The sequence below is a fragment of the Pandoraea iniqua genome (assembly GCF_902459685.1).
In the GTDB taxonomy this organism is placed as follows: Bacteria; Pseudomonadota; Gammaproteobacteria; order Burkholderiales; family Burkholderiaceae; genus Pandoraea; species Pandoraea iniqua.
In genome coordinates this window covers 299,305-320,343 of the sequence record NZ_CABPSF010000004.1, presented here as the reverse complement: position 1 = coordinate 320,343, position 21,039 = coordinate 299,305, and the positions used below count along the sequence as shown (strand labels likewise).

Genomic DNA, 21,039 nt, shown 5'->3' with positions numbered 1-21,039 from the left:
GAAACGTTATTCGACGTGCGCGACACCACCCGCCAACACCGCCCCGCCCGGCACTTCCTTGGGCAGAGCCCACGACATCCAGTGCGTGCGCAGGACGACCACCAGCACGAACGCCAAGCCCGCCAGCGCACCGAACGTAGCGAAGCCCATCTGATAGCTGCCCGTCGACTCCTTCGCCATGCCCATGATCACCGGCAGATAGAAGCCGCCGATACCGCCGGCCGCGCCGATGATGCCCGACATCAGGCCCGTCTTGCCTTGCCAGCGTTGCGGCACCAACTGGAACGTCGCACCGTTGCCCAGACCGAAGCACAGGTACATCACCACCAGCAACGTGATACCGGCACCTTGCGGCGGCATCCACGCGGCAAACACGAAGTCGCAGACCGAGATCGCGGCAAGCAGCAGCACCAGCGCACGCACGCCCGAAATCTTGTCGGCCACCAGCCCGCCGATCGGACGCACCAGTGCGCCGAGGAACGCGAGCAACGCCATAAACAAGCCGGCCTCGATGCGTTGCATGCCGTACAGCGCGATGAGCAACGTGCTCACGTACGACGACATACCGACGAAGCCACCGAACGTAATGCTGTAGACCAGCATGATGACCCACGTATCGCGCTCGCCCAGCACGCCACGATAGTGACGCGGCAACACGGCGATGGCGAGCAATGCACCGAGCACCGGCAGCAGCAGCACGCCCGCCTTGCCTTCGCCGAACGCACCAGCATGCACGCACAACACCAGCGCCACGAGACCGAACACCGTGATGAAGAAGCTTGTGAACGCGCGCGGCGCGCTGCCCGACTTCACACCCTGATCCTTCGCCCAGAACACGAGAGCCAACGCAGCAAGCGCCAGCAGCGGCAGGGCGGCGCCGGCGGCACGGGCCCAGCCGAATTGTTCGGCAAGCCCCGGGAACATGAAGCCGTCGAGCACCGCGCCGATATTGCCGGCCGCCGCCAGCCCGAGCACGAGGCCCTGCACCTTCGGCGGATAGTTGCTGCCCGCCATCGGCAATGCCACCGCGAAGCTCGCGCCGCCAATACCGAGGAACACGCCCAACACGAGCAGCAACGTGTACGACGGCGTCCCCGGCATGAGCAACAGCACCACCGACGGAATCGCCGACAGCGTGAGGCCCATCAACGCGATCTTGCGGCCGTCGAAGGCCTGATAGAGATTGCCCAGCGTCACGCGCAGAATCGCCGCGCCAAGCACCGGCACGGCCACGAGAAATCCGGTCTGCGCCGGGGTCATCGCAATGTCTTTGCCGATGAACGGGGCCAGCGGGCCGAGCATCACCCAGACGGTAAAGCCCGTGTCGAAGTAAAGAAAACACGCAACCAGCGCGCGCCAGTTGCCACTTTTCAACGATTGCGTGAGCGTGCTCATGGGAACCCTCGTGTTCGTGTGCCAAAAAAAAGGCGTCCCGAAGCGATATGCCTGTGAGCAGGCCTATTGCCTCGGGACGCCGTTGCCCCGAATGCCCCGCTCTCGCGAGGCCGTTCATGCGGTGCAGAAAATTCGCTTGTCTTCACTCAGCCGCCATTGGCCTTATGCAAGGATTAGCAATTGGCGTGCCATGGGGAGGTCAGCGACGCGAAGAATTTCCTGTCACGCCCGTGCATCGGGGCTTTCGGGGCATTACCGAAGACGAAGAAATGCGCGAGGTTACTGTTTTCAGCAGCGAAACACTGCGCCGGGCATGACATCGCAACGGGCACAATGCCGCATCGCGATGCGGCGGCGCACCATTGGCGTGCATTGCCGTGCAATCACGTGGCTTAACGTGCGGCGGCCTGATAGTCGAGGGCAATGGCGGGGCAATCGCCCAGCGACATGCGGGTGGCCGCGAATGGGCGCGGCCCCTCCGGCGACTCCATCACGAGCATCACATCGACGGAGCCCGCCGAGCGGCCGAGGGGCGGCACCGTCAGCGTGTACATCGCGCTTCTGACTTGGGCTGACGTCCAGAGATCACGATCGTAATAGCTGTCGCTCCGGGCGACGGCCTGCCATCGCACGTGCGCCGCCGGCTGCTGGAAAGTGTTCTGCATCGAGCGCAGTACGTCGTAGCGTCGCCGCTCGGCGACATGCACGGCGACGCCGACGATGCGCCCATCGCGTAGCGCAACGCAAACCGGCTGAACCACGCTGAAAACTTCGAATCGCGCCAGATCGAGCCGGTCCACGACGACGTTCTCGTCGGTGCCCAACGGGCTGCCGATGCGCTCACTGGTCAGATGACGAAAGCATGCCCCGCCGTCCGGCCCCTGATAGCTGCGCTGGAGACTCCCTGCTGCGCTCGGGCATTCGGGCACATCGAGACGTTCGCCCAACCGGTAGTCGACCAGTTCTGCGCCATCGGCATTCGGGTGCAGCAGCGACAACGCGGGGGGCAAGGTGCTGACACGGTCGTGATGCCGCGAGCTTAAATAGACAACGAGCAGCAAGAAAAGCACGGAGACGATCGCCACCGTCACCACAAACATCACCAGGGTGGCGAGCAGATTATCTCGAAACATCCGGGCCAGTATTGACCCGACAAGGGCGAACTTGGCGACCACGAGCATGGCCGGGACGACGGACATTTCGTGCTTCGAGATCACAAGAACCGCGAGCCCAAGCGCGATCAACATGATCGTGCTGTAGTACACACCGTCCGACGCCCCGTTCTCGCGCCGCCGCTGCCACCAGATCAGCAGGGCTTCCCATTTTGCGTTCATCGTGATCGACCTCGCTTGTCTCAACGATCTTGTCGGTCCCTCTTCTGCACCTGACATCGGCATTCAGGCGCTGCTTATCATGCGCCCCGCCGTACTCGGCGACAAGCGACGCCCGGCGGCGATTCCCGAGGACTTCCTCCAAGCAGTGAATCGCGAAACCGGGCGCACATTACAGTTCGCGCCCCATCGGTCGTTAAGCCAATCAGGCTGACGGTTCGCAATGCGGCGGTTGGCGACAACAACATTCTGGGGAAATCACGCGTGCATCGCTTGTCTCGCTTCCTTCTTTGCGTGGCATTGGCCACCCTCGGCTTCCCCTCGTTCACCCCGTTGCTTGCAGCGCCAGCCTCGGGCAATGCGCTGCCGGATCAGGACGCCATGACCCGGCAGGTCGACGCCGCCTCGCTCGCCAAGTATCGCGAGATCGTCGCCACGCTCGATGCTTCAGCCCGCGCCCGCCCCACCGACGCCGCCCTCGCGTTAGCGCGCTGCCAGTTCATCCAGAACTATGCGTGGTCCGAAGAGTCGCGTTGGAACGAGCAGGCGCAGGCCGGCCTGAAGACCTGCCGGCAAACGCTGAAAGACAAATTCAGCAACGTGCCGGAAGTGGCGCTGTATCTGCTGCAAGGCGTCTACGGCAAAGAGGCCGTCGAGCAAGGCGTGGCGCTTCTGCCCAACGCCAGACAATGGCCGCCGCAGGATCGCGCCCTCCTGCACGCCGCGCTCGCCAACGCCTACGAAGCCGTTCAGGACAAGATCAACGCGGGCATTCAGGCCGTCGACGCCGCCGAGTTGTCGACAGAGACGCCCGTGCTGTTGATCGCCGTGCGCCACCTCGCCACCACCGGCGAGAAGGCCGAGGCCAAGCGGTTGTTGATGAAGGCGCCGGTGCCGAATCTGCCTTGGATGGCCAGCGGGCGCATCAACACGGCCCACGATGTGCTGCCGGGCACGACCGCCCGTGACCTGCTGATTCGCATGCAGGACGCCGGCCTGAAAATCGATCCTTATACGAGCGCGCGTGCCTACCTTCAGGCGGGTGACGTCGCCAGCGCCCAACGTGCGCTGTCCGAATCCAAACCCGGCGGCCCCGAGACAACGCAACTCCGTGCGCTGCGCCTCTCGGTCGGCCTCGCCGCCCGAGACGGCCGTGCGGCAGCGGCGGCGATTCAGTCCTCGCTCGAACACGACACCGGCAACCGCTGGCAACTCGCGCGATCGTATGCCGTCCTGCTGACGATCGATCCGGGCGCCGCCATGCGTCTGGTCTTCGCGACGCTGCTGTTGACGCTGCTGGGCACCGGTGTTTGCATCGTGCTGGCGCCGGGCCTTCTGATGTTCCCGGCCCACTATGTCGGCACGGTCCGGGCGCGCAAAGGCCGTCCGCTCGCGGCGATCTTCGAGCGCATCGGCTTGCGCCACGCGTGGTACGCACTGGCCGTGTTTTGCCTCGCCTCGTGGGTCGTTCCCGCGCTCGTCATGGGACAGTTCGCGCCGACGCCTGCCGGTGCCAGCACCAGCACCGGCCTGCCGCCCGCGCAACCGAAGCTGGCCATTGCCCACTTCATCACCCTCGGCGTCATCGCGCTCGCACTGGCCCGCATGGTCTGGCGCTTCGGCTGGCGTCAGTGGCTCGGTTCCGGGCCATGGAAAGCCCGTTGGTTCATCTGGCCGGCCGTACTGCTTGTCTTCGCCGCGCTTAGCGCATGGTTGATCGCACGCCACGCGCTCCCCTCGGCGCCCCAAACCGTGAACGATTTCGTCGTGCGCAGTGCAACGCAGTTGGGCGGCCCCGGGCTCGCGTTGTTGCTAATCGCGGTGGCGGTGCCCTTCGTCGAAGAGTTCGTCTTCCGTGGATGCCTGCTCGGTGGCCTGACCCGCCATATGAGCTTCGTTGCGGCGAACCTCTGGCAGGCGGCTATTTTTGCGTCCGTTCACGCCGACGCGAAGCACTTCCTGTTCCTCTTCGCGTTCGGTCTCACCGCCGGATGGCTCGCGAAAAAGACCCACGGACTGGGCGCCTCCATTGCAATGCACGCCATCAACAACACGATCTTCGTCTTGATGGTGCTCGCGCGGGCATAGCGAAGGCGCCGGAAATATTGGGTGACAGTGGCGAATGCGTGGCGAATGAGTGGCGAGTGCATTCGAGAGGGTGCGTGGGCGATAATCGAAGCACTTGCGGCCCTTCCCGGCCGCCGTCCGGACTTCGCCAATGAACGCCAAGCTCTTCCCGCATCTGGTTCGATTCCATCCCCGGCTGCTCATCGCCATTGCCGTGGGCGTGCTGGTGGGCATCTTCGTGCAGGGGCATTTCAGCCCGGTCACGCGCACGCTGATCGGCTGGAACGCAGGCGCGTGGTCCTATCTGGCGATGATCTGGTTCATGATGGTCACCGCGCCCAAGCGCAGTATCGAGCGCTTTGCCGAGCAGGAAGACCAGAGCGCGGTGATCGTGCTCACGGTGGTCTGCCTGTCGGCGCTGGCGAGTGTGGTGGCGATCGTTCACGAACTGGCAAACGCCAAAAACGGAGTGCCGCATCAGGCATCGGAACACGTGCTGTTTGCCGCCGCGACACTCATCGCCGGCTGGTTTCTCGTGCCGACGATCTACACGCTGCACTACGCCCGCCTGTACTTCACCGATACCGAATCGCCCTACGCCTTGGTCTGGCCCGATCGCGACTGCGACCCGGACTACTGGGACTTCCTGTATTTCTCGTTCACCATCGCCGTCGCGTCGCAAACCGCCGACGTCGGCCTCTCCTCGCGCCGTATGCGTCGCGCCACGCTCGCGCAGGCCATCCTCTCGTTCTTCTTCAATCTGGCCGTACTGGGCCTGTCGATCAATATCGGGGCCAGCTTGCTCAGTTGAGCCCTGTCCCGTGTGACATGACGTCGCACGGGGTGCTGACATAAATCCCTTTTAAAACATACAAATAGCGAGCTATTAGAAGGATCGCTGTGGCGCGTCATTGCGCCACATGCGACGACTTGTCACGCGTGTTGCGACGCAGCAAGCCCTACTATGTACGCAAACAGATGGTGAAATACCATCAATAAATACATACAAGACAGGGCCATCTACTTACATAGAGCGCATCATGACAGTCGTTCCCGAAGCTCTCGACCTCGCACGCATTCAGTTTGCGTTCACGGTCTCGTTTCACATCGTGTTTCCCGCCGTCTCCATCGGGCTGGCCAGCTTCATCGCCGTACTTGAAGGGATGTGGCTCAAGACACGCCAGCAGCACTATCTCGACCTGTGCAAATTCTGGTCGAAGGCCTTCGCCGTATGTTTCGGCATGGGCGTGGTCTCCGGCGTGGTGATGGCGTATCAGTTCGGCACCAACTGGTCGGGCTTCTCGAGCTTTGCCGGCGCCGTGACCGGGCCGCTGCTGACTTATGAAGTGATGACCGCCTTCTTTCTCGAAGCCGGCTTCCTCGGCATCATGCTTTTCGGGTGGAACCGCGTCAGCCCGCGTGCGCACTTCGGCGCGACGTTGTGCGTGGCCATCGGCACGTTGATTTCGACCTTCTGGATTCTCGCGTCGAACAGCTGGATGCAGACCCCGCAGGGTTACGAAATCGTCGACGGGCGCGTGGTCGTGCTGTCGTGGTGGGACGTGATCTTCAACCCGTCGTTTCCGTATCGTCTCGCGCACATGAGCATTGCCGCGTTCGTGGTGGCCGCACTGGTCGTTGCGGGCACCGGCGCATGGCATCTGCTGCGCGGGCGCCGCGACCCGGCGGTGAAGACGATGTTCTCGATGGCGATGTGGCTGCTGTTGATCTTCGCGCCGCTGCAAGCGTTCGTGGGCGACCTGCACGGTCTGAACACGCGTGAGCATCAACCGGCCAAGCTCGCCGCCATGGAAGGCCTGTGGGAAACCAAGACCGGTGGCACCCCGCTCAACCTCTTCGGCTGGCCCGACATGAAGGCCGAGACCACGCGCTATGCCGTGGAAGTGCCGCACTTAGCCAGCCTGATCCTCACGCACAGCTGGGACGGCGAGATTCGCGGCCTGAAGGAATTCCCGAAGGATGAACGGCCCAACGTGCCGCTGGTGTTCTGGAGTTTTCGCGTGATGGTCGGCCTCGGCCTCGCGATGATCGCTGTCGCCATCGCCGCCGTGTGGCTGCGCCGGCGTGGCAAGTTGTTCACATCACGCGGATTCGCACGCGCCGTGCTGTGGCTCTCGCCGACCGGTTTTATCGCACTGCTTGCCGGCTGGGTCACGACCGAAGCGGGACGCCAGCCGTGGGTGGTGTACGGCGTGATGCGCACCGCCAACGCGCTCTCTCCCGTGAGCGCACAGCAGGTGCAGGTGTCGCTGCTGGTGCTGGTGATCGCGTACTTCCTCGTGTTCGGCACGGGCATCTACTACTTGCTGAAGATATTGCGCGGCGGCCCCGATTCGGCTGACGCCACGGATACGCCGGGCAAGCAGGATGAGCAGGGCAAGCAACCCGACACCCCGCTCGCCATTGCCTACTGACGATCGACACCCGCCAACTCGAGAATTCTCATGGATCTGACCTTAGCGTGGGCCGCCATCATCGCACTCGGCCTCTTTCTCTACGTCGTGCTCGACGGCTTCGACCTCGGCATCGGCATTCTCTTCCCGTTCTTTCCCGACGCCAGCGAACGCGACGTCATGATGCATTCGGTCGCCCCCGTGTGGGACGGCAACGAGACATGGCTCGTGCTGGGCGGCGCAGGCCTGCTCGCCGCGTTCCCAATGGTGTATTCGGTACTGCTCTCCGCGCTCTATCTGCCGCTGGTCTTCATGCTGGTCTGCCTGATCTTTCGCGGCGTGGCGTTCGAGATTCGCGGCAAGTCGCGCCGTACGCGGCAATGGTGGGATCTCGCCTTTATCGGCGGTTCGGCAGGCGCAACGTTTTTTCAGGGTGTGGCACTGGGCGCGTATCTGTCGGGCATTCCGGTGGAAAACGGTCAGTTCTCGGGCGATGCCTTCGCATGGCTGACCGCCTTCAACCTGTTCACGGGGCTGGGGCTGCTTGTCACCTATGCGCTGCTGGGCGCCTGCTGGCTCATCGGCAAGACGCAGGGCGATTTGCAGCGCCGTCTGCGCGCGCTCGCGTGGCCGCTCACGCTGGCACTGGTCGGCACGATGGTGATCGTCTCGTTCTGGACCCCGCTGCGCCTGCCGCTCGTGGCCGAGCGCTGGTTCGACGGCGAATGGTTCTGGCGCATGCTGCCGGTGCCGTTCCTCGTGGCCGGTGCCACGTTCGTGATGCGCCGTGTGCTCAGCCGCGCGCATGACGCCACGCCGTTCTGGCTCGCCATCGGTCTCGTGTTTCTCGGCTACAGCGGGCTGCTCATCAGCGCGTATCCGTACGCGATTCTGCCGGGCGTCACGCTGTGGGAGGCTGCCGCCCCGGCATCGAGCCTGTCGTTCACGCTGTGGGGCGCAGCGTTCATCATTCCTGTGATCCTCGCCTACACGATGCTGGCGTACTGGGTCTTTCGCGGCAAGGTGGCTCACGATGCGCACTATCACTGATCTCACGCGGCCCGCCGTGCGCCGCGATCGTGAACGTCAAGACGTCGCGGGGACGAGCGCACGCACGGCCGCCGTCGTCCCGGCATGGCGGCAAGCGCTGGTTCGCTGGGGGTGGTTCGTCGCCCTCTGGTGCGCGGGTGTAGCGGGCACGGCATTGCTTGCACTACCATTCAAGCTCATCATTGCTTCCGCCAAATGAGGAGGGAACGCCCATGAATCTGAAGTTTGAAGTCCCCGGACTGTCCGGCCGCAAGCCGCTCGTCACCCGCCGCCCCGCTAGCGCGACGGCGATGGCGCTAGCCTTGGGTGTGCTGACGGCAGGCGCGAGCGTCGCGCAAGCGGCCGAAGGCATGAGCGTGTCGTCCAGCGCATTCCCCGATAACGGCATGCTGCCCGCTGCGCACGCGGGGCTTGGCGAATGCGGTGGGCAAAACATCAGCCCGCCCGTCGAGTGGAAGCAGTTGCCGCAAGGCACGCGCAGCGTCGTCGTGACGATGAAAGACCCGGACGGCGCCAAGGGCGGCGGCGTCGTGCATTGGCTCGCCTACAACATCCCGGCCACCACTACCGGGCTGGCCGCCGGTGCAGGCAACGAAACGACCGCACAGGTCACCGTCGGCAAAAACATCAGCGGCGCGATGGCCTATCGCGGCGCCTGCCCGCCCGTCGGCGACTCGCCGCATCACTACATCATCAGCGTGACGGCCACCGATCTCGAACCGGGCCGCCTGCCGCCGGGCCTCGACGCCAACGGTCTGACGGCTGCGCTCGCCGGCCATACGCTCAACGGCTCGACTATCGTCGCCCGCTACGCGCGATAGCGGTTACGCCGAGCGGCGACGCAACGTCAACTCCACATGAAAAAAGCGCCGACCGGGTAATCCGGTCGGCGCTTTTTACTGTGGCGCCGGCTGACTTCGCGACGGGCCTTACTTGTCGCGTGCGAGCGCGAGAAATTCCGTGCGCAGTGCGAGGTTCGGCTGCAATTCGCCGAGCATCGACGACGTCACCGTTTCCTCGCCCGCCGTACGAATGCCACGGCTCTCCATGCACATGTGGCGGCACGACACCACCACGCCGACCGCCTTCGGTTGCAGGTGCGTCATCAACGCATCGGCGATCTGCACGGTCAGGCGTTCCTGCACCTGCAAGCGGCGTGCAAAACAATCGACCAGCCGCGTGAGCTTCGAGAGACCCACGATCTTGCCGTTCGGCAGATAGCCGATGGTGGCCTTGCCGAAGAACGGGGCAAGGTGGTGTTCGCAATGGCTGTACACCGGAATACCGCGCACGACGATCAATTCGTTGTATTGCTCTGCGCCGTCTTCGAAGACCTTGAGCACTTCGGCCGGGTCTTGCCCGTAGCCGGACGTCCATTGACGCCATGCCTTGCTCACGCGGGCAGGCGTTTCGTGCAGGCCGGGACGGTCCGGGTCTTCGCCGAGATGTTTGAGGAATCGCTTCCAGTCGTTTTCGTCGAACGTGTCGTGAGACATAAAAATCAAGCTCCTTGCATGAGGTCCGGCACGCTGCGCCCTGACGGCACGCGCCCCCGTGCGCAACCGGATATGTGCGCACAATAGCAGAGAGTCCCCGCACGCGCATGGACAGCCCTTCCGTCTCGCCCCGCAGCCCCGCTTGCCCGAATTGCCGCCGCATGCGCTTTTGCGCTAAGGTGGCAGCGGACAACCTCCTGGTCCAAGACGCGAGACCGGAGACACGAGACGCATCATGCCGGGAGAGACCCCCATGAGCACCAACGTGATGACCGTTGCCACACTGGCCGCCCTGCTGGCGCTGACCGGGTGCGGCGACAACGGCACCAAGCCGTGGCAGGGCTATGCCGAAGGCGAGTTCGTCAACGTGGCCTCGTCACAGGCCGGCACCTTGCAGAAGCTCTCGGTTGCGCGCGGCCAGCAGGTCAAGGCCGGTGACGCCCTCTTCGATCTCGAATCCACTTATGAACTGGCCGCACAGGCCCACGCGCGCGAAACGCTCGCCAGTGCGCAAGCCCAGTTGCGCGACCTCGACACCGGCAAGCGCCCTGACGAAATCGCCGTCTCGCAAGCGCAGATCACGCAAGCCATCGCCACGCGCGACAAGGCGGTCGCGCAGTTCGACCGCGATCAGGCGCAGTACGCCGCCGGTGGCATCTCACGTGAACAACTCGACGCCAGCCGCGCCGATGCCCGCAGCAGCGTGGCCCATGTGCAGGAATTGCAAAGCAGCCTCGCCGTAGCACGGCTGCCCGGACGCGAAGCGCAGCGTCAGGCACAAGCGGCACAGGTCGACGTGGCCCGCGCCTCGCTGGCGCAGGCCGACTGGCAGCTCGCGCAGAAGCACCCTGTGGCCGTGGCCGCCGGGCGCGTGTACGACACGATGTTCCGCGTCGGCGAGTGGGTAAATGCCGGCAGCCCGGTCGTGCGCCTGTTGCCGCCGCAGAACATCAAGGTGCGCTTCTTCGTCCCCGAGTCGGCACTGGGCAGTTTGCAGGCCGGCCAGACCGTCCATATCGCCTGTGACGGCTGCGGCGCCGGTGTCGACGCCCGCATCACGTACGTCGCCAGCGAAGCGGAATACACACCGCCCGTGATCTACAGCAACGATACGCGCGACAAGCTCGTGTACATGGTCGAGGCGCATCCGGCGCCGGCAGATGCCATCAAGCTCAACCCGGGTCAGCCGGTACAGGTGAGCCGGCCATGAGCGCCGCCACGGCACCGCACGCGCGTGACGATTCGCTCGCCATCGATGTGAATGGCCTGAACAAGCATTTCGGCGACAAACACGTCGTCAAGGACGTGTCGCTGCAAGTGCGGCGTGGCGAGATCTTCGGTTTTCTCGGCCCGAACGGCAGCGGCAAGACCACGTGCATCCGCATGATGTGCGGGCTGCTCACGCCCGACTCGGGCAGCGGCACCTGTCTGGGCTACGACATCGTGCGCGAGAGCGCGCAGATCAAGCGCGAGGTCGGCTACATGACGCAGCGCTTCTCTTACTGGGAAGACCTGACGATTCGCGAAAATCTCGATTTCGTCGCCCGCGTGTACGGCATGCCGAATCGCCGTGAAGCCGTCGACCGCGCCATCGAGAGTCTGGGCTTGAAAGGCCGCGCAAAACAACTCACCGGTTCGCTCTCCGGTGGCTGGAAACAACGGCTCGCGCTGGCCGCCTGCATGCTGCACGAACCGCGCGTGTTGCTGCTCGACGAACCGACCGCCGGGGTCGACCCGACCGCCCGGCGCGACTTCTGGGAAGAACTGCACGAGTTGGCCGCGAAAGGCATATCAGTCCTCGTGAGCACGCATTACATGGATGAAGCCGAGCGCTGCCACAAGCTCGCCTATATCTCGTACGGCGAGTTGCTCGCGCAAGGCACGGCGGCCGAAGTGATCGAAAGCCAGCACCTGTCCACGTGGACCGTGCACGGCGACAACCTCGTCGATCTGGCGCGTGAGCTGCGCGAACAACCGGGCGTAGCGCAAACCGTCGCGTTCGGCAGCGCGCTGCACGTCAGCGGTCAGGACGCTGCCGCACTGGAGAAAACGCTGCGCGCGCAGGCCGACGCCAAGGGCCTCACCGTCACGCCCATCGACACCAGCCTCGAAGACGTGTTCATCTATCTGATGAGCCACGCGAAAGACAACTTCGGAGACGACGCATGAACGCGACGTTCGGGTTCTCGCTCTCGCGCTGGTGGAGCATCGTGTGCAAAGAGTTTTTGCAACTGCGGCGCGACCGGGTGACGTTTGCCATGATCATCGGCGTGCCGCTCGTGCAACTCACGCTCTTCGGCTTCGCGATCAATACCGATCCGAAGCACATGCCTACTGCGGCGCTGATTCACGACCACAGCGAGTTCACGCGGAGCTTCGTGGCCGCGATGGAGCATTCCGAATACTTTCGCTTTACCGAAACGCTCGACAGCGAAGAAGCCGGCCGCACCGCGCTCGCGCAGGGACGCGTGCAGTTCGTGGTGAACATTCCCGCCGATTTCACACGTCGTTTGCTGCGCGGTGAGCGCCCTGCGCTACTCGTGGAAGCCGACGCCACCGACCCGATGGCCATGGCCTCGGCACTGGGTGCCCTGCCGGCGATCGCGCAGTCGGTCGCACAGAAGGACCTGACGGGCGGGCTCGCCTCGGTCGCAGGCGGACAAAGCGCATTCGACGTGCAGGTTCACCGGCTCTATAACGCCGAAGGCATCACGCAATACAACATCATTCCCGGGCTCATGGGCGTCATTCTGACCATGACGCTCGCGATGATGACCGGCCTCGCCATCGTGCGCGAACGCGAGCGCGGCACCATGGAGAACTTGCTCGCCACGCCCGTGCTGCCCATCGAAGTGATGCTGGGCAAGATCGTGCCGTACATCGCCATCGGCCTGATTCAGGCGACCATCATCCTGCTCGCCGCGCGGTTCGTGTTTCACGTGCCGTTCGTGGGCAGCGTGATCGCCATCTATCTGTCGGCGCTGGTGTTCATCGCGGCAAATCTGACCGTCGGCATCACGGTGTCGTCGTTCGCACAGAACCAGTTGCAGGCGATGCAACTCACGGTCTTCTACTTCTTGCCGAACATGCTGCTGTCGGGTTTCATGTTCCCGTTTCGGGGCATGCCTGAGTGGGCGCAAGCCATCGGCAACGTGCTGCCGCTCACGTACTTCAACCGGCTGATTCGCGGCATTCTGCTCAAGGGCAATGGCTGGGGCGACGCGTGGCACGATCTGTGGCCGCTGCTGGTCTTCTCCGCCGTGTTGATGACCGTGGCGGTGAAGTTCTACAAACGCACGCTCGACTGAGGCCACCATGCGCGCAATTCGAGTGAGCCCAATTGGCCGAATTCAACCCCGTACCGCTGCCGCCATGCTGGCCGGCGCCGTATTGCTGAGCGCCGTGTTATTGAGCGCCTGCGCCGTCGGCCCCGACTTCAAGACGCCCGCGCCGCCAGACGTTGCGCAGTACACGACCGGCACCGCCCCGCTGACGACGGCCAGCGCCGACAGCCTACAGGGCGAGCCACAGACCCTCACGCCCGATGCGAACTTGCCGCTCGACTGGTGGACCCGCTTCGGCTCACCCACGCTCGATGCCCTCGTGGCGCAGGCGTTTGCCGACAGCCCCACGCTGAAGCAGGCCGAAGCGAAGTTGCGTCAGGCGCAGGAAGACTATCGCGGGCAGGCAGGTGCACGGTTGCTGCCGTCGGCGGACCTCAAGCTCTCCGCCACGCGTGAACAGGTCGATCTGCAATCGTTCGGCATCACCAGCGTACCGAACCCGGGGCCGTTCACGCTCTACAACGCGAGCATCGACATCTCGTACACGCTCGACGTGTTCGGTGGCACGCGCCGCGCGCTCGAAGGCCTGGCCGCACAAGTCGACTACCAGCGCTTCGAGCTTGAAGCCGCCCGGCTGACGTTGGCGGGCAATGTGGTCACGGCGGCATTGCGCCAAGCCACGCTGCGCGCGCAGCTCTCAGCATTGGACGGCATGTTGAGCGCGCAACAGGCGCAACTCGACATCACACAGGCTCGCCAGCGCGCAGGCGGCGTCGCCGTGCTCGACGTGCAGAATCAGGCCGCGCTCGTCGCGCAAACACAAGCGCAGTTGCCCCCGCTGCGTTTGCAGATTGCCCAGTACGATCACCAATTGGCACGATGGCTCGGCAAGCCGCCGGGCGCATTCACGTCGCCGGCGATCGATCTCGCTTCGCTGCGTTTGCCCCAGACCGTGCCGGTGGCACTGCCCTCGACGCTCGCGCAGCGCCGCCCCGATGTTCGCGCTGCCGAAGCGATGCTGCACAAGGCGAGCGCCGACGTGGGCGTGGCCACAGCTAACCTGTTTCCGCAGTTCACGCTCTCGGGCAGCTTCGGCACGCAGCGCATGCGCACGGCCGATCTCGGCGACGGCATCAATATCTGGAATATCGGCATGAACCTGTTGCAGCCGATCTTTCGGGGCGGGGAATTGCGTGCGCAACGGCGCTCGGCCGTGGCCGCCTACGACGCGGCACTGGCGTCGTATCAAGACACGGTGCTGCTCGGCCTTGCCCAAGTGGCCGATACGATGCGCGCGCTTGAAGCCGATGCCAATACGCTCTCGGCAAGGGCCGACGCCGCGAAGCGCACCGAGACGGCTTACCGGATTGCCAGCGAGCGGTATCGCGCGGGAGGCATCAGTCATCTCTCGTTGCTCGACGTGCAGCGTCAAGCGCTGGATGCCACGCGCGCCCAACTCGAAGCGCAAGGCGCACGTCTGGCGGACACTGCGGCGCTCTGGCAGGCATTGGGAGGTGGTGCGGCCGATGCCGCGAGTCCAAAGAGTCCAACGAGTGCAGCGGCCACACCCGATCAGAAATGACGCCGTCGATGCCCCGTTATCCGCGCGACTGCGCCTCGTCGGTCAGACACTTCACCAGCGCCGCCACCGGTTCGCGCTTGAGCGCCGACTGACGCGCCAGCACCCCCAGCTCCCGGGTCAACGGCACACCGCTGAGCGGCAAGACCTGCACACCGGCCGCGGCCGTCTTTCCCGTGGCCACCCCGTCGCCCGGCAAGCCGATCAACGTCGCAGGCACCATCGCCCAGCCAAGCCGGGCGCGCACCATGCGCAGGATGACTTCGGGTTCGTCCAGCTCAACGCCCTCGCGCACCCACAGCCGATGACGGCGCAGATATCGCTCGACCAGATCGCCGCCGTACGAGCGCCGGTTGTAGCGCACGAACGGCAGCGCAGCCGCCCAATCGGCGACGGTGCCGCGTGTGCCCTTGGGCGCGATGGCGACGTACGGCTCGTGCATCAACGTGATCCATTTCATGTCGGCCGGCACGCCGATGCGTGGGCGGATCATCACGGCGAGATCGAGTTCGCGAGCATCGATCTGCGCGAGCAACTGCACCGACATGCCCGGCACGATGTTCAGATGCGGCAACGCGGGGGACGATGTCGACGACGCGATTGACGCCAATGAGGCAGCGCCGGCCGATGCTCCGGCCGATCTGGCGGGCGCCGCTGACCAGCGCTGAATCGCACCGGGTAACAAGCCCAATTGCACGGTCAGAATGGCGCCGATATGGATGGGGGCTAGCGCCGCCTGCGCGCCCTGCGACCCGGCTTCCCCGCGCATCGACTGATAGGCCGACACGACGCCCTGCGCCTGCGCAAGCAGACGCCGTCCGTCGTCGGAGAGCGACACCGCGCGCCCGGTACGCTCGAAGAGCAGGACACCGAGATCGTCCTCCAGCCGCTGGATCTGCGCACTGACCGCGGACTGCGTCAAACCGAGACGCGCGCCCGCCGCCGAGAACGACGCGGTTTCGGCTGCCGTGACAAAGGTTTTGAGGTATCGGATCATAAATCGAAATTTTTGATGCTGAGTCGCCGAATTATTCGTTTCTTATTATTTTTATCGATGGATAGAATTTACCGCAAATAGGCCCACCCCGTCCGGCGGGCCGATTTCGACGCACGGCGCCGCCTTTTTGATGCCCCGCCGCCGGAGCGCCGTTCAACCCCACATTGCACCGGAGACCTCTATGGCCACGCCCCTGTTCCATCTCGCCTTCCCCGTCGACAACCTCGAAGCCGCCCGCCGCTTCTACGGCGGCGTGATGGGCTGCCCCGAAGGCCGCAGTTCAGATCACTGGATCGACTTCGATTTCTTCGGCCATCAACTGGTCGCGCATCTCTCGCCGGAAGAAGCCGGCAAGCGCATCACGAACCCGGTCGACGGCGATGAAGTTCCCGTTCCGCATTTCGGCGTTATCCTTGACATGCCCGCGTGGCATGCGCTCGCCGAGCGTCTGCGCGCGGCAGGCACCCGTTTCGTGATCGAGCCGCATGTGCGCTTTGCCGGGCAGGTGGGCGAGCAAGCCACGCTGTTCTTCTACGACCCGGCCGGCAACGCACTGGAGTTCAAGGCGTTTGCCGATCTGTCGCAGGTGTTTGCCAAGTAATCGGCGGGTGTCGTTTCAAACGTTTCCGAAGTTTTAATCACGCCACGAGTTTTCTCATGAGCCAATTCGTCATTTCGCCGGCGCCGCAGGCGTCGGTTGCAGTTGCCGGCAGCGATGCCCGTTTCCCCGTGCGCCGCGTGTTCTGCGTGGGCCGTAACTACGCCGCCCACGCGCGTGAAATGGGCAGCAACCCGGATCGCGAACCGCCGTTCTTCTTCATGAAGCCCGCCGACGCTGTGGTAGCTGCCGAGGGCACGCTGCCCTACCCGCCGCTCACCAACGAGCTGCACCACGAGATCGAGCTGGTCGTGGCCATTGGCGCCGACGGCGAGAACGTGGACGCATCACAAGCCCTCTCGCTCGTGTGGGGCTATGGCGTGGGTGTCGACCTGACGCGCCGCGACCTGCAACAACAGGCAAAGGACACGCGCCGTCCGTGGGACTGGGGCAAGGCGTTCGACGCGTCGGCCCCGTGCGGTCCGCTGCATGCCGTGGCCGAAGTGGGTCATCCGAAGGAAGGCCGTGTGTGGCTCGACGTGAACGGTGACAACCGTCAGGTCGGCGATCTGAACGAGCTGATCTGGTCGGTGCCCGATCTCATCGCCGAAATCTCGCGCAGCGTGAAGCTGGTGGCGGGCGACCTGATCTTCACCGGCACCCCCGCCGGCGTCGGTGCGCTCGAACCGGGCGACAAGGTCACTGCCGGTGTGGCCGGTGTAGGCGAGATCGCCTTCACCGTCGGCCAAAAGCCGGCCGCCTGACGTCAAGTCCGTGATCCGCAGGTGGCTTTCGCCTGCGGATCATTACGCCAAGGATATCCACAACTACTGTTGATAACCCTTTGCATAACTATGCATGTACCGGCGCAAACGCCCGCCGGCATTGAGTGTCAAGTGCATTGCCTAATTTGCCGTCACCCACACGAACAATCGTGACGCGCGCCCTGCCGCAGCACCCGGCTACCGCTGCCGATCCAAACGCCCCTGCCGCTGCCACATTTATCTTTCATTCCTGAAACGTTTTTCACCGAAGCCGTCGGGATACCCCGTTTCGTTCGGTGAATTCGCCCGTAGATTCATGGGGTTGCAGAAGATGGCACGCTTCTCGCATCGTCAAGGGGGCAAGCCGTCCGCCTCCGGAGAAGTCTCTTCGCCAGGGTTTCACGCTTCGGGAACATCGCCATGCACGCCACATGGCCCCGGCACGCCCGACGCAGCACCCTCGCCGGGAGCGCCCCGGACGCGGGCGGATTGCACCAGTGAATCAGTGAGATGGGTCGCGACATGCGACGGTAACTGTCGGGGAGGGGATCATGCAAATGCGCCGAACCGGGCCTTGCGCCCTAAGTCCCTGTGCCCGGTCGCTCGCGCCCGCGAGCCCGGCCAAATCAGCCCGCAGCCACCCGCGCGAGCGTTGCGCCAGTTGGCGGCATCGCCGTCACGAAGCGGCCGGCGACCGTCGCCAAGTCGCCCCCGGTCGGGCGATGCGTTGATGGGGGAGAGAGGCTGAAGTTCAGCCTTCCTCCGCCCACACTTTTGCCGCCCTCACCGCGCGCTGCCAGCCTTTGACGGCGCGATTCACTTCCTCTTCCGAAAGCTTGCGCGAGAAGCGCCGTTGCAACTGCCATTGGCGTTGCAGCGTATCGATATCCGGCCAGAAGCCTACCGCAAGCCCCGCGAGGTAGGCGGCCCCGGCGGCGGTTGTCTCGATCACGTTCGGGCGCACGACGTCGGCCCCCAGCAGGTCGGCCTGCCACTGCATCAGCAGATCGTTGGCCGCCGCCCCGCCGTCGACGCGCAACTCGGCGACATGCAGCCCCGCGTCCGCTTCCATGGCGCGCAACACGTCGAGTGTCTGGAACGCAATGCTGTCGAGCGCCGCCCGCGCAACGTGTGCCGCCGTCGTGCCGCGTGTCGCGCCGAACAGCGTGCCGCGCGCATGCGGCTGCCAGTGCGGCGCGCCGAGCCCGGCAAACGCGGGCACGAGCACGACACCGTCGGCATCGGGCACGCTGGTCGCCAGCGCCTCGACGTCGCGCGAGTGACGAATGATGCCCAGCCCGTCGCGCAGCCATTGCACGACGGCGCCACCGATAAAGATGCTGCCTTCGAGCGCATAGTCGACGCGGTCGCCGATCTTCCATGCCACCGTCGTGAGCAGGTTGTGACTCGATGCCTGCGGCTTGTCGCCGGTGTTCATCACCATGAAACAGCCGGTGCCGTAGGTGTTCTTCACCATGCCCGGGCGCAGACACATCTGCCCGAAGAGTGCCGCCTGCTGATCGCCCGCGATGCCCGCAATCGGTACTGGCTTCGAGAGCAGCGACGTGGTGGTATGGCCGTACACCTCGCTCGACGAGCGCACCTCGGGCAGCATCTGACGCGGCACGCCGAGCAGCGCGAGCAACTCGTCGTCCCATTCGAGACGGTGGATGTTGAAGAGCATGGTGCGCGACGCGTTGGACACGTCGGTCACGTGCAGTTTGCCGCCGGTCAGATGCCAGACGAGCCAGCTATCGACTGTGCCGAACGCCAGATGCCCGGCTTCGGCCGCCTCGCGCGCGCCGGCCACGTTGTCGAGAATCCAGCGAATCTTGCTGCCGGAGAAGTACGCATCGATGCGCAGGCCCGTGCGGCTCGCGACCAGATCCTGCGCGCCGTCGGCCCGCAACCGCTCGCAGAAGTCGGCCGTGCGGCGGTCCTGCCAAACGATGGCGTTGTACACCGGCTCGCCCGTGCGGCGATCCCAGACGATGGTCGTCTCGCGCTGATTGGTGATGCCGATGGCCGCAATGTCGACGCCGCCCACACCGGCATGCGTCAGGGCTTCAGCGGCGACACCGGCTTGCGTCGACCAGATTTCGCGCGGGTCGTGTTCGACCCAGCCCGGATGCGGATAGATCTGACGGAATTCCTTTTGCGCCGTGGCTACGACATGCCCGTCGCGATCGAACAACAACGCACGCGAACTGGTCGTGCCCTGATCGAACGCGAGGATATAGGGTCCTGACATGTAGGTCGTCTCCTGAATACAGCCCGCCTGTGCGGCGGTAGGTTGGCTTACCTCCCGCGCGATGAGGCAAGGCGCGGGGGCAATCCTATCGTTCTAATCGACTTCAGCGGGTCGCCAGTTCCGGCGTGTTTTCCGTTTGGCGTTCGAACCAACGCACGACGCTGGCTTCGCCCTCTTTGCCGACGTGCAGGCCCAGCTTAGTGCGGCGCCAGAGGACGTCCTGCGCGGTGCGCGCCCACTCGTATTGCACAAGGTAGCGCAACTCGGCTTCGAAGAGATCGCCACACACGCGCTCACCGAGATCGTCGAGCGAACGGGCATCGGCCAGCAGCACATGCGTGCGTGTGCCGTAGGTGCGGGCGTAGCGATATGCGAGGGCTTCCGGCAGCCATGGCACCTGCGCACGCAGCGACACCTCGAACGCGCCGGCATCGGGCTCGGGCATGTCGCCACCCGGCAGCGGTGCGCCTGCGGTCCAGTCGCCCTGCTTGATACCCAGCGGGGCATGCAATCGCGACAGCGCTTCTTCTGCGAGGCGACGGTACGTGGTGATCTTGCCGCCGAACACCGACAGCAGCGGCGCACGGGTGGCCGGGGCGTCCAGCTCGAGCGTGTAGTCGCGCGTGACGGCCGAAGGGTTCGACACTTCCTCTTCGAGCAGTGGACGCACGCCTGCGTAAGTCCACACGACATCCGTCGGCACGACGGGCTTGGTGAAGTAATCGCTGGCCGATTTGCACAGATACGCGATCTCGTCGTCGTTGATCGCTACCTTGGCGGGGTCGCCGTGATATTCGATATCGGTCGTGCCGATCAGCGTGAAATCGCGCTCGTACGGAATCGCGAAAATGATGCGCTTGTCGGGGTTCTGGAAGATGTAGGCGTGGTCGTGATCGAACAGCTTACGCGTGACGATGTGGCTGCCCTTGACCATGCGAACGCTGTGCGTCGCGGGCTGGCGCAGCACGTCGCCCAGCAGGTGGCCGACCCACGGGCCGGCGGCGTTCACGATGGCGCGCGCGCGCACGGTCTGACGCGCCGTTTCCGTGCCATCCGCCGTCAGCGACGCCAGCTCAGCAGTCCACATATGCTCGCCGCGCTCGGCGCCTACCAGACGCGTGCGCGTGAGCACCGTCGCGCCACGCTCGGCGGCATCTTGTGCGTTGAGCACGACCAGCCGTGCGTCCTGCACCCAGCCATCGGAATAGACGAAGCCGCGCGTGATATCGCGGCGCAACGGCGCACCGGCCGCATGCTGACGCAGGTCGATACCGCGCGAGCCCGGCAGAATTTCACGCCGGGCCAGATGATCGTAAAGGAACAGCCCCGCACGAATCAGCCACGCCGGACGCAGGTTCGGCATATGCGGCATAACGAAACGCAACGGCCACATGATGTGCGGCGCGGCGCGCAGCAACACTTCGCGCTCCTGCAACGCTTTGCGCACCAGCCCGAACTCGTAGTACTCCAGATAGCGCAGCCCGCCATGAATGAGCTTGGTGCTGGCAGACGAGGTATGCGACGCCAGATCGTCCTGCTCGACGAGCATCACGCGCAGGCCGCGGCCGGCCGCGTCGCGTGCAATCCCCGCGCCGTTGATGCCACCGCCCACGACCAACAGGTCGTAGGGGGCTAGCGTTGGGTCCGATGGCATGGGGGCGGATGGTTGCACGTCGTCACTCCGGGGCGTTGGCGTCATGTTGACTGGGGAATCACAAAATGTTCGTTTTCGAACATTGATATTCGAATTTTAACATATGGCGTCTCATGACGTTCGAAATCGCACATTTCACGGTTGACTTGTTGGATTTCG

19 protein-coding genes are annotated in these 21,039 nt (G+C 64.6%); 13 read left to right on the top strand and 6 right to left on the bottom strand.

All coding sequences use genetic code 11. The features are described 5' to 3' along the window. Window positions 1–6: 6 nt before the first annotated feature. Window positions 7–1,395 (bottom strand): MFS transporter, encoded by a 1,389-nt coding sequence (locus PIN31009_RS17110; RefSeq protein WP_150684649.1) that lies wholly within the window; start codon window positions 1,393–1,395, stop codon window positions 7–9. A 392-nt stretch (window positions 1,396–1,787) separates the two neighbouring features. Next, on the bottom strand, window positions 1,788–2,729 hold the full coding sequence (locus PIN31009_RS17105; RefSeq protein ID WP_150791068.1) for a hypothetical protein: 942 nt from the start codon (window positions 2,727–2,729) through the stop codon (window positions 1,788–1,790). Window position 2,730: 1 nt separating this feature from the next. On the opposite strand from PIN31009_RS17105, the gene PIN31009_RS17100 reads away from it, so the two are divergent. The 7 genes from PIN31009_RS17100 to PIN31009_RS17070 all read left to right on the top strand — a co-directional run bounded on the left by PIN31009_RS17100 (window position 2,731) and on the right by PIN31009_RS17070 (window position 9,078). Then, the gene (locus PIN31009_RS17100; RefSeq protein ID WP_150791067.1) at window positions 2,731–2,940 is read left to right on the top strand and encodes a hypothetical protein; all 210 of its coding nucleotides are present in this window, start codon (window positions 2,731–2,733) and stop codon (window positions 2,938–2,940) included. Window positions 2,941–2,990: 50 nt separating this feature from the next. Continuing rightward, window positions 2,991–4,814: a CPBP family intramembrane glutamic endopeptidase gene (locus PIN31009_RS17095; RefSeq protein ID WP_150791066.1), complete on the top strand. Its 1,824-nt coding sequence runs from the start codon at window positions 2,991–2,993 to the stop codon at window positions 4,812–4,814. Between the two features lie 130 nt (window positions 4,815–4,944). Beyond that, a complete protein-coding gene (locus tag PIN31009_RS17090; RefSeq protein ID WP_150684652.1) occupies window positions 4,945–5,604 on the top strand; it encodes a DUF1345 domain-containing protein in 660 nt (219 codons plus the stop codon). Between the two features lie 229 nt (window positions 5,605–5,833). Continuing rightward, window positions 5,834–7,228, top strand: coding sequence for a cytochrome ubiquinol oxidase subunit I (locus tag PIN31009_RS17085; protein ID WP_150791065.1), 1,395 nt, complete (start codon window positions 5,834–5,836; stop codon window positions 7,226–7,228). Between the two features lie 30 nt (window positions 7,229–7,258). Then, complete coding sequence (gene cydB, locus PIN31009_RS17080) at window positions 7,259–8,257, top strand: cytochrome d ubiquinol oxidase subunit II (protein WP_150791064.1); 999 nt, start codon at window positions 7,259–7,261, stop codon at window positions 8,255–8,257. After that, window positions 8,241–8,456: a hypothetical protein gene (locus tag PIN31009_RS17075; RefSeq protein ID WP_087724889.1), complete on the top strand. Its 216-nt coding sequence runs from the start codon at window positions 8,241–8,243 to the stop codon at window positions 8,454–8,456. The genes cydB and PIN31009_RS17075 overlap by 17 nt, the downstream gene beginning before the upstream one ends. Window positions 8,457–8,469: 13 nt before the next feature. Beyond that, a complete protein-coding gene (locus PIN31009_RS17070; protein WP_150791063.1) occupies window positions 8,470–9,078 on the top strand; it encodes a YbhB/YbcL family Raf kinase inhibitor-like protein in 609 nt (202 codons plus the stop codon). Between the two features lie 108 nt (window positions 9,079–9,186). On the opposite strand, the gene folE is transcribed toward PIN31009_RS17070, so the two are convergent. Then, window positions 9,187–9,753, bottom strand: a complete 567-nt coding sequence (folE, locus tag PIN31009_RS17065; protein WP_058378038.1) for a GTP cyclohydrolase I FolE — start codon at window positions 9,751–9,753, stop codon at window positions 9,187–9,189. A 253-nt stretch (window positions 9,754–10,006) separates the two neighbouring features. On the opposite strand from folE, the gene PIN31009_RS17060 reads away from it, so the two are divergent. The 4 genes from PIN31009_RS17060 to PIN31009_RS17045 are packed head-to-tail and all read left to right on the top strand — an operon-like array spanning window position 10,007 to window position 14,619. Further along, window positions 10,007–10,963 carry an HlyD family secretion protein gene (locus PIN31009_RS17060; RefSeq protein ID WP_150791062.1) on the top strand — a complete coding sequence of 319 codons (957 nt, stop codon included), beginning with the start codon at window positions 10,007–10,009 and terminating at the stop codon, window positions 10,961–10,963. After that, window positions 10,960–11,922, top strand: a complete 963-nt coding sequence (locus PIN31009_RS17055) for an ABC transporter ATP-binding protein (protein ID WP_150791061.1) — start codon at window positions 10,960–10,962, stop codon at window positions 11,920–11,922. The genes PIN31009_RS17060 and PIN31009_RS17055 overlap by 4 nt, the downstream gene beginning before the upstream one ends. Further along, entirely contained in the window at window positions 11,919–13,061 is a 1,143-nt protein-coding gene (locus tag PIN31009_RS17050; RefSeq protein WP_150791060.1) for an ABC transporter permease, read from the top strand. Before PIN31009_RS17055 ends, PIN31009_RS17050 begins: the two co-directional genes overlap by 4 nt. 7 nt (window positions 13,062–13,068) lie before the next feature. Then, complete coding sequence (locus tag PIN31009_RS17045) at window positions 13,069–14,619, top strand: efflux transporter outer membrane subunit (RefSeq protein WP_246185724.1); 1,551 nt, start codon at window positions 13,069–13,071, stop codon at window positions 14,617–14,619. Between the two features lie 16 nt (window positions 14,620–14,635). Here PIN31009_RS17045 and PIN31009_RS17040 read toward each other — a convergent pair whose 3' ends face one another. Next, window positions 14,636–15,613 carry a LysR family transcriptional regulator gene (locus PIN31009_RS17040; RefSeq protein WP_150791059.1) on the bottom strand — a complete coding sequence of 326 codons (978 nt, stop codon included), beginning with the start codon at window positions 15,611–15,613 and terminating at the stop codon, window positions 14,636–14,638. Window positions 15,614–15,794: 181 nt separating this feature from the next. On the opposite strand from PIN31009_RS17040, the gene PIN31009_RS17035 reads away from it, so the two are divergent. Then, window positions 15,795–16,214, top strand: a complete 420-nt coding sequence (locus PIN31009_RS17035) for a VOC family protein (RefSeq protein WP_087724897.1) — start codon at window positions 15,795–15,797, stop codon at window positions 16,212–16,214. A gap of 56 nt (window positions 16,215–16,270) precedes the next feature. Next, window positions 16,271–16,975, top strand: coding sequence for a fumarylacetoacetate hydrolase family protein (locus PIN31009_RS17030; RefSeq protein WP_150791058.1), 705 nt, complete (start codon window positions 16,271–16,273; stop codon window positions 16,973–16,975). Between the two features lie 751 nt (window positions 16,976–17,726). Here the strand turns inward: PIN31009_RS17030 and glpK are convergent. Further along, on the bottom strand, window positions 17,727–19,226 hold the full coding sequence (gene glpK, locus PIN31009_RS17025) for a glycerol kinase GlpK (protein ID WP_150791057.1): 1,500 nt from the start codon (window positions 19,224–19,226) through the stop codon (window positions 17,727–17,729). 103 nt (window positions 19,227–19,329) lie between these two features. Further along, entirely contained in the window at window positions 19,330–20,880 is a 1,551-nt protein-coding gene (gene glpD, locus PIN31009_RS17020; RefSeq protein WP_150685077.1) for a glycerol-3-phosphate dehydrogenase, read from the bottom strand. Between the last annotated feature and the right edge of the window lie 159 nt (window positions 20,881–21,039).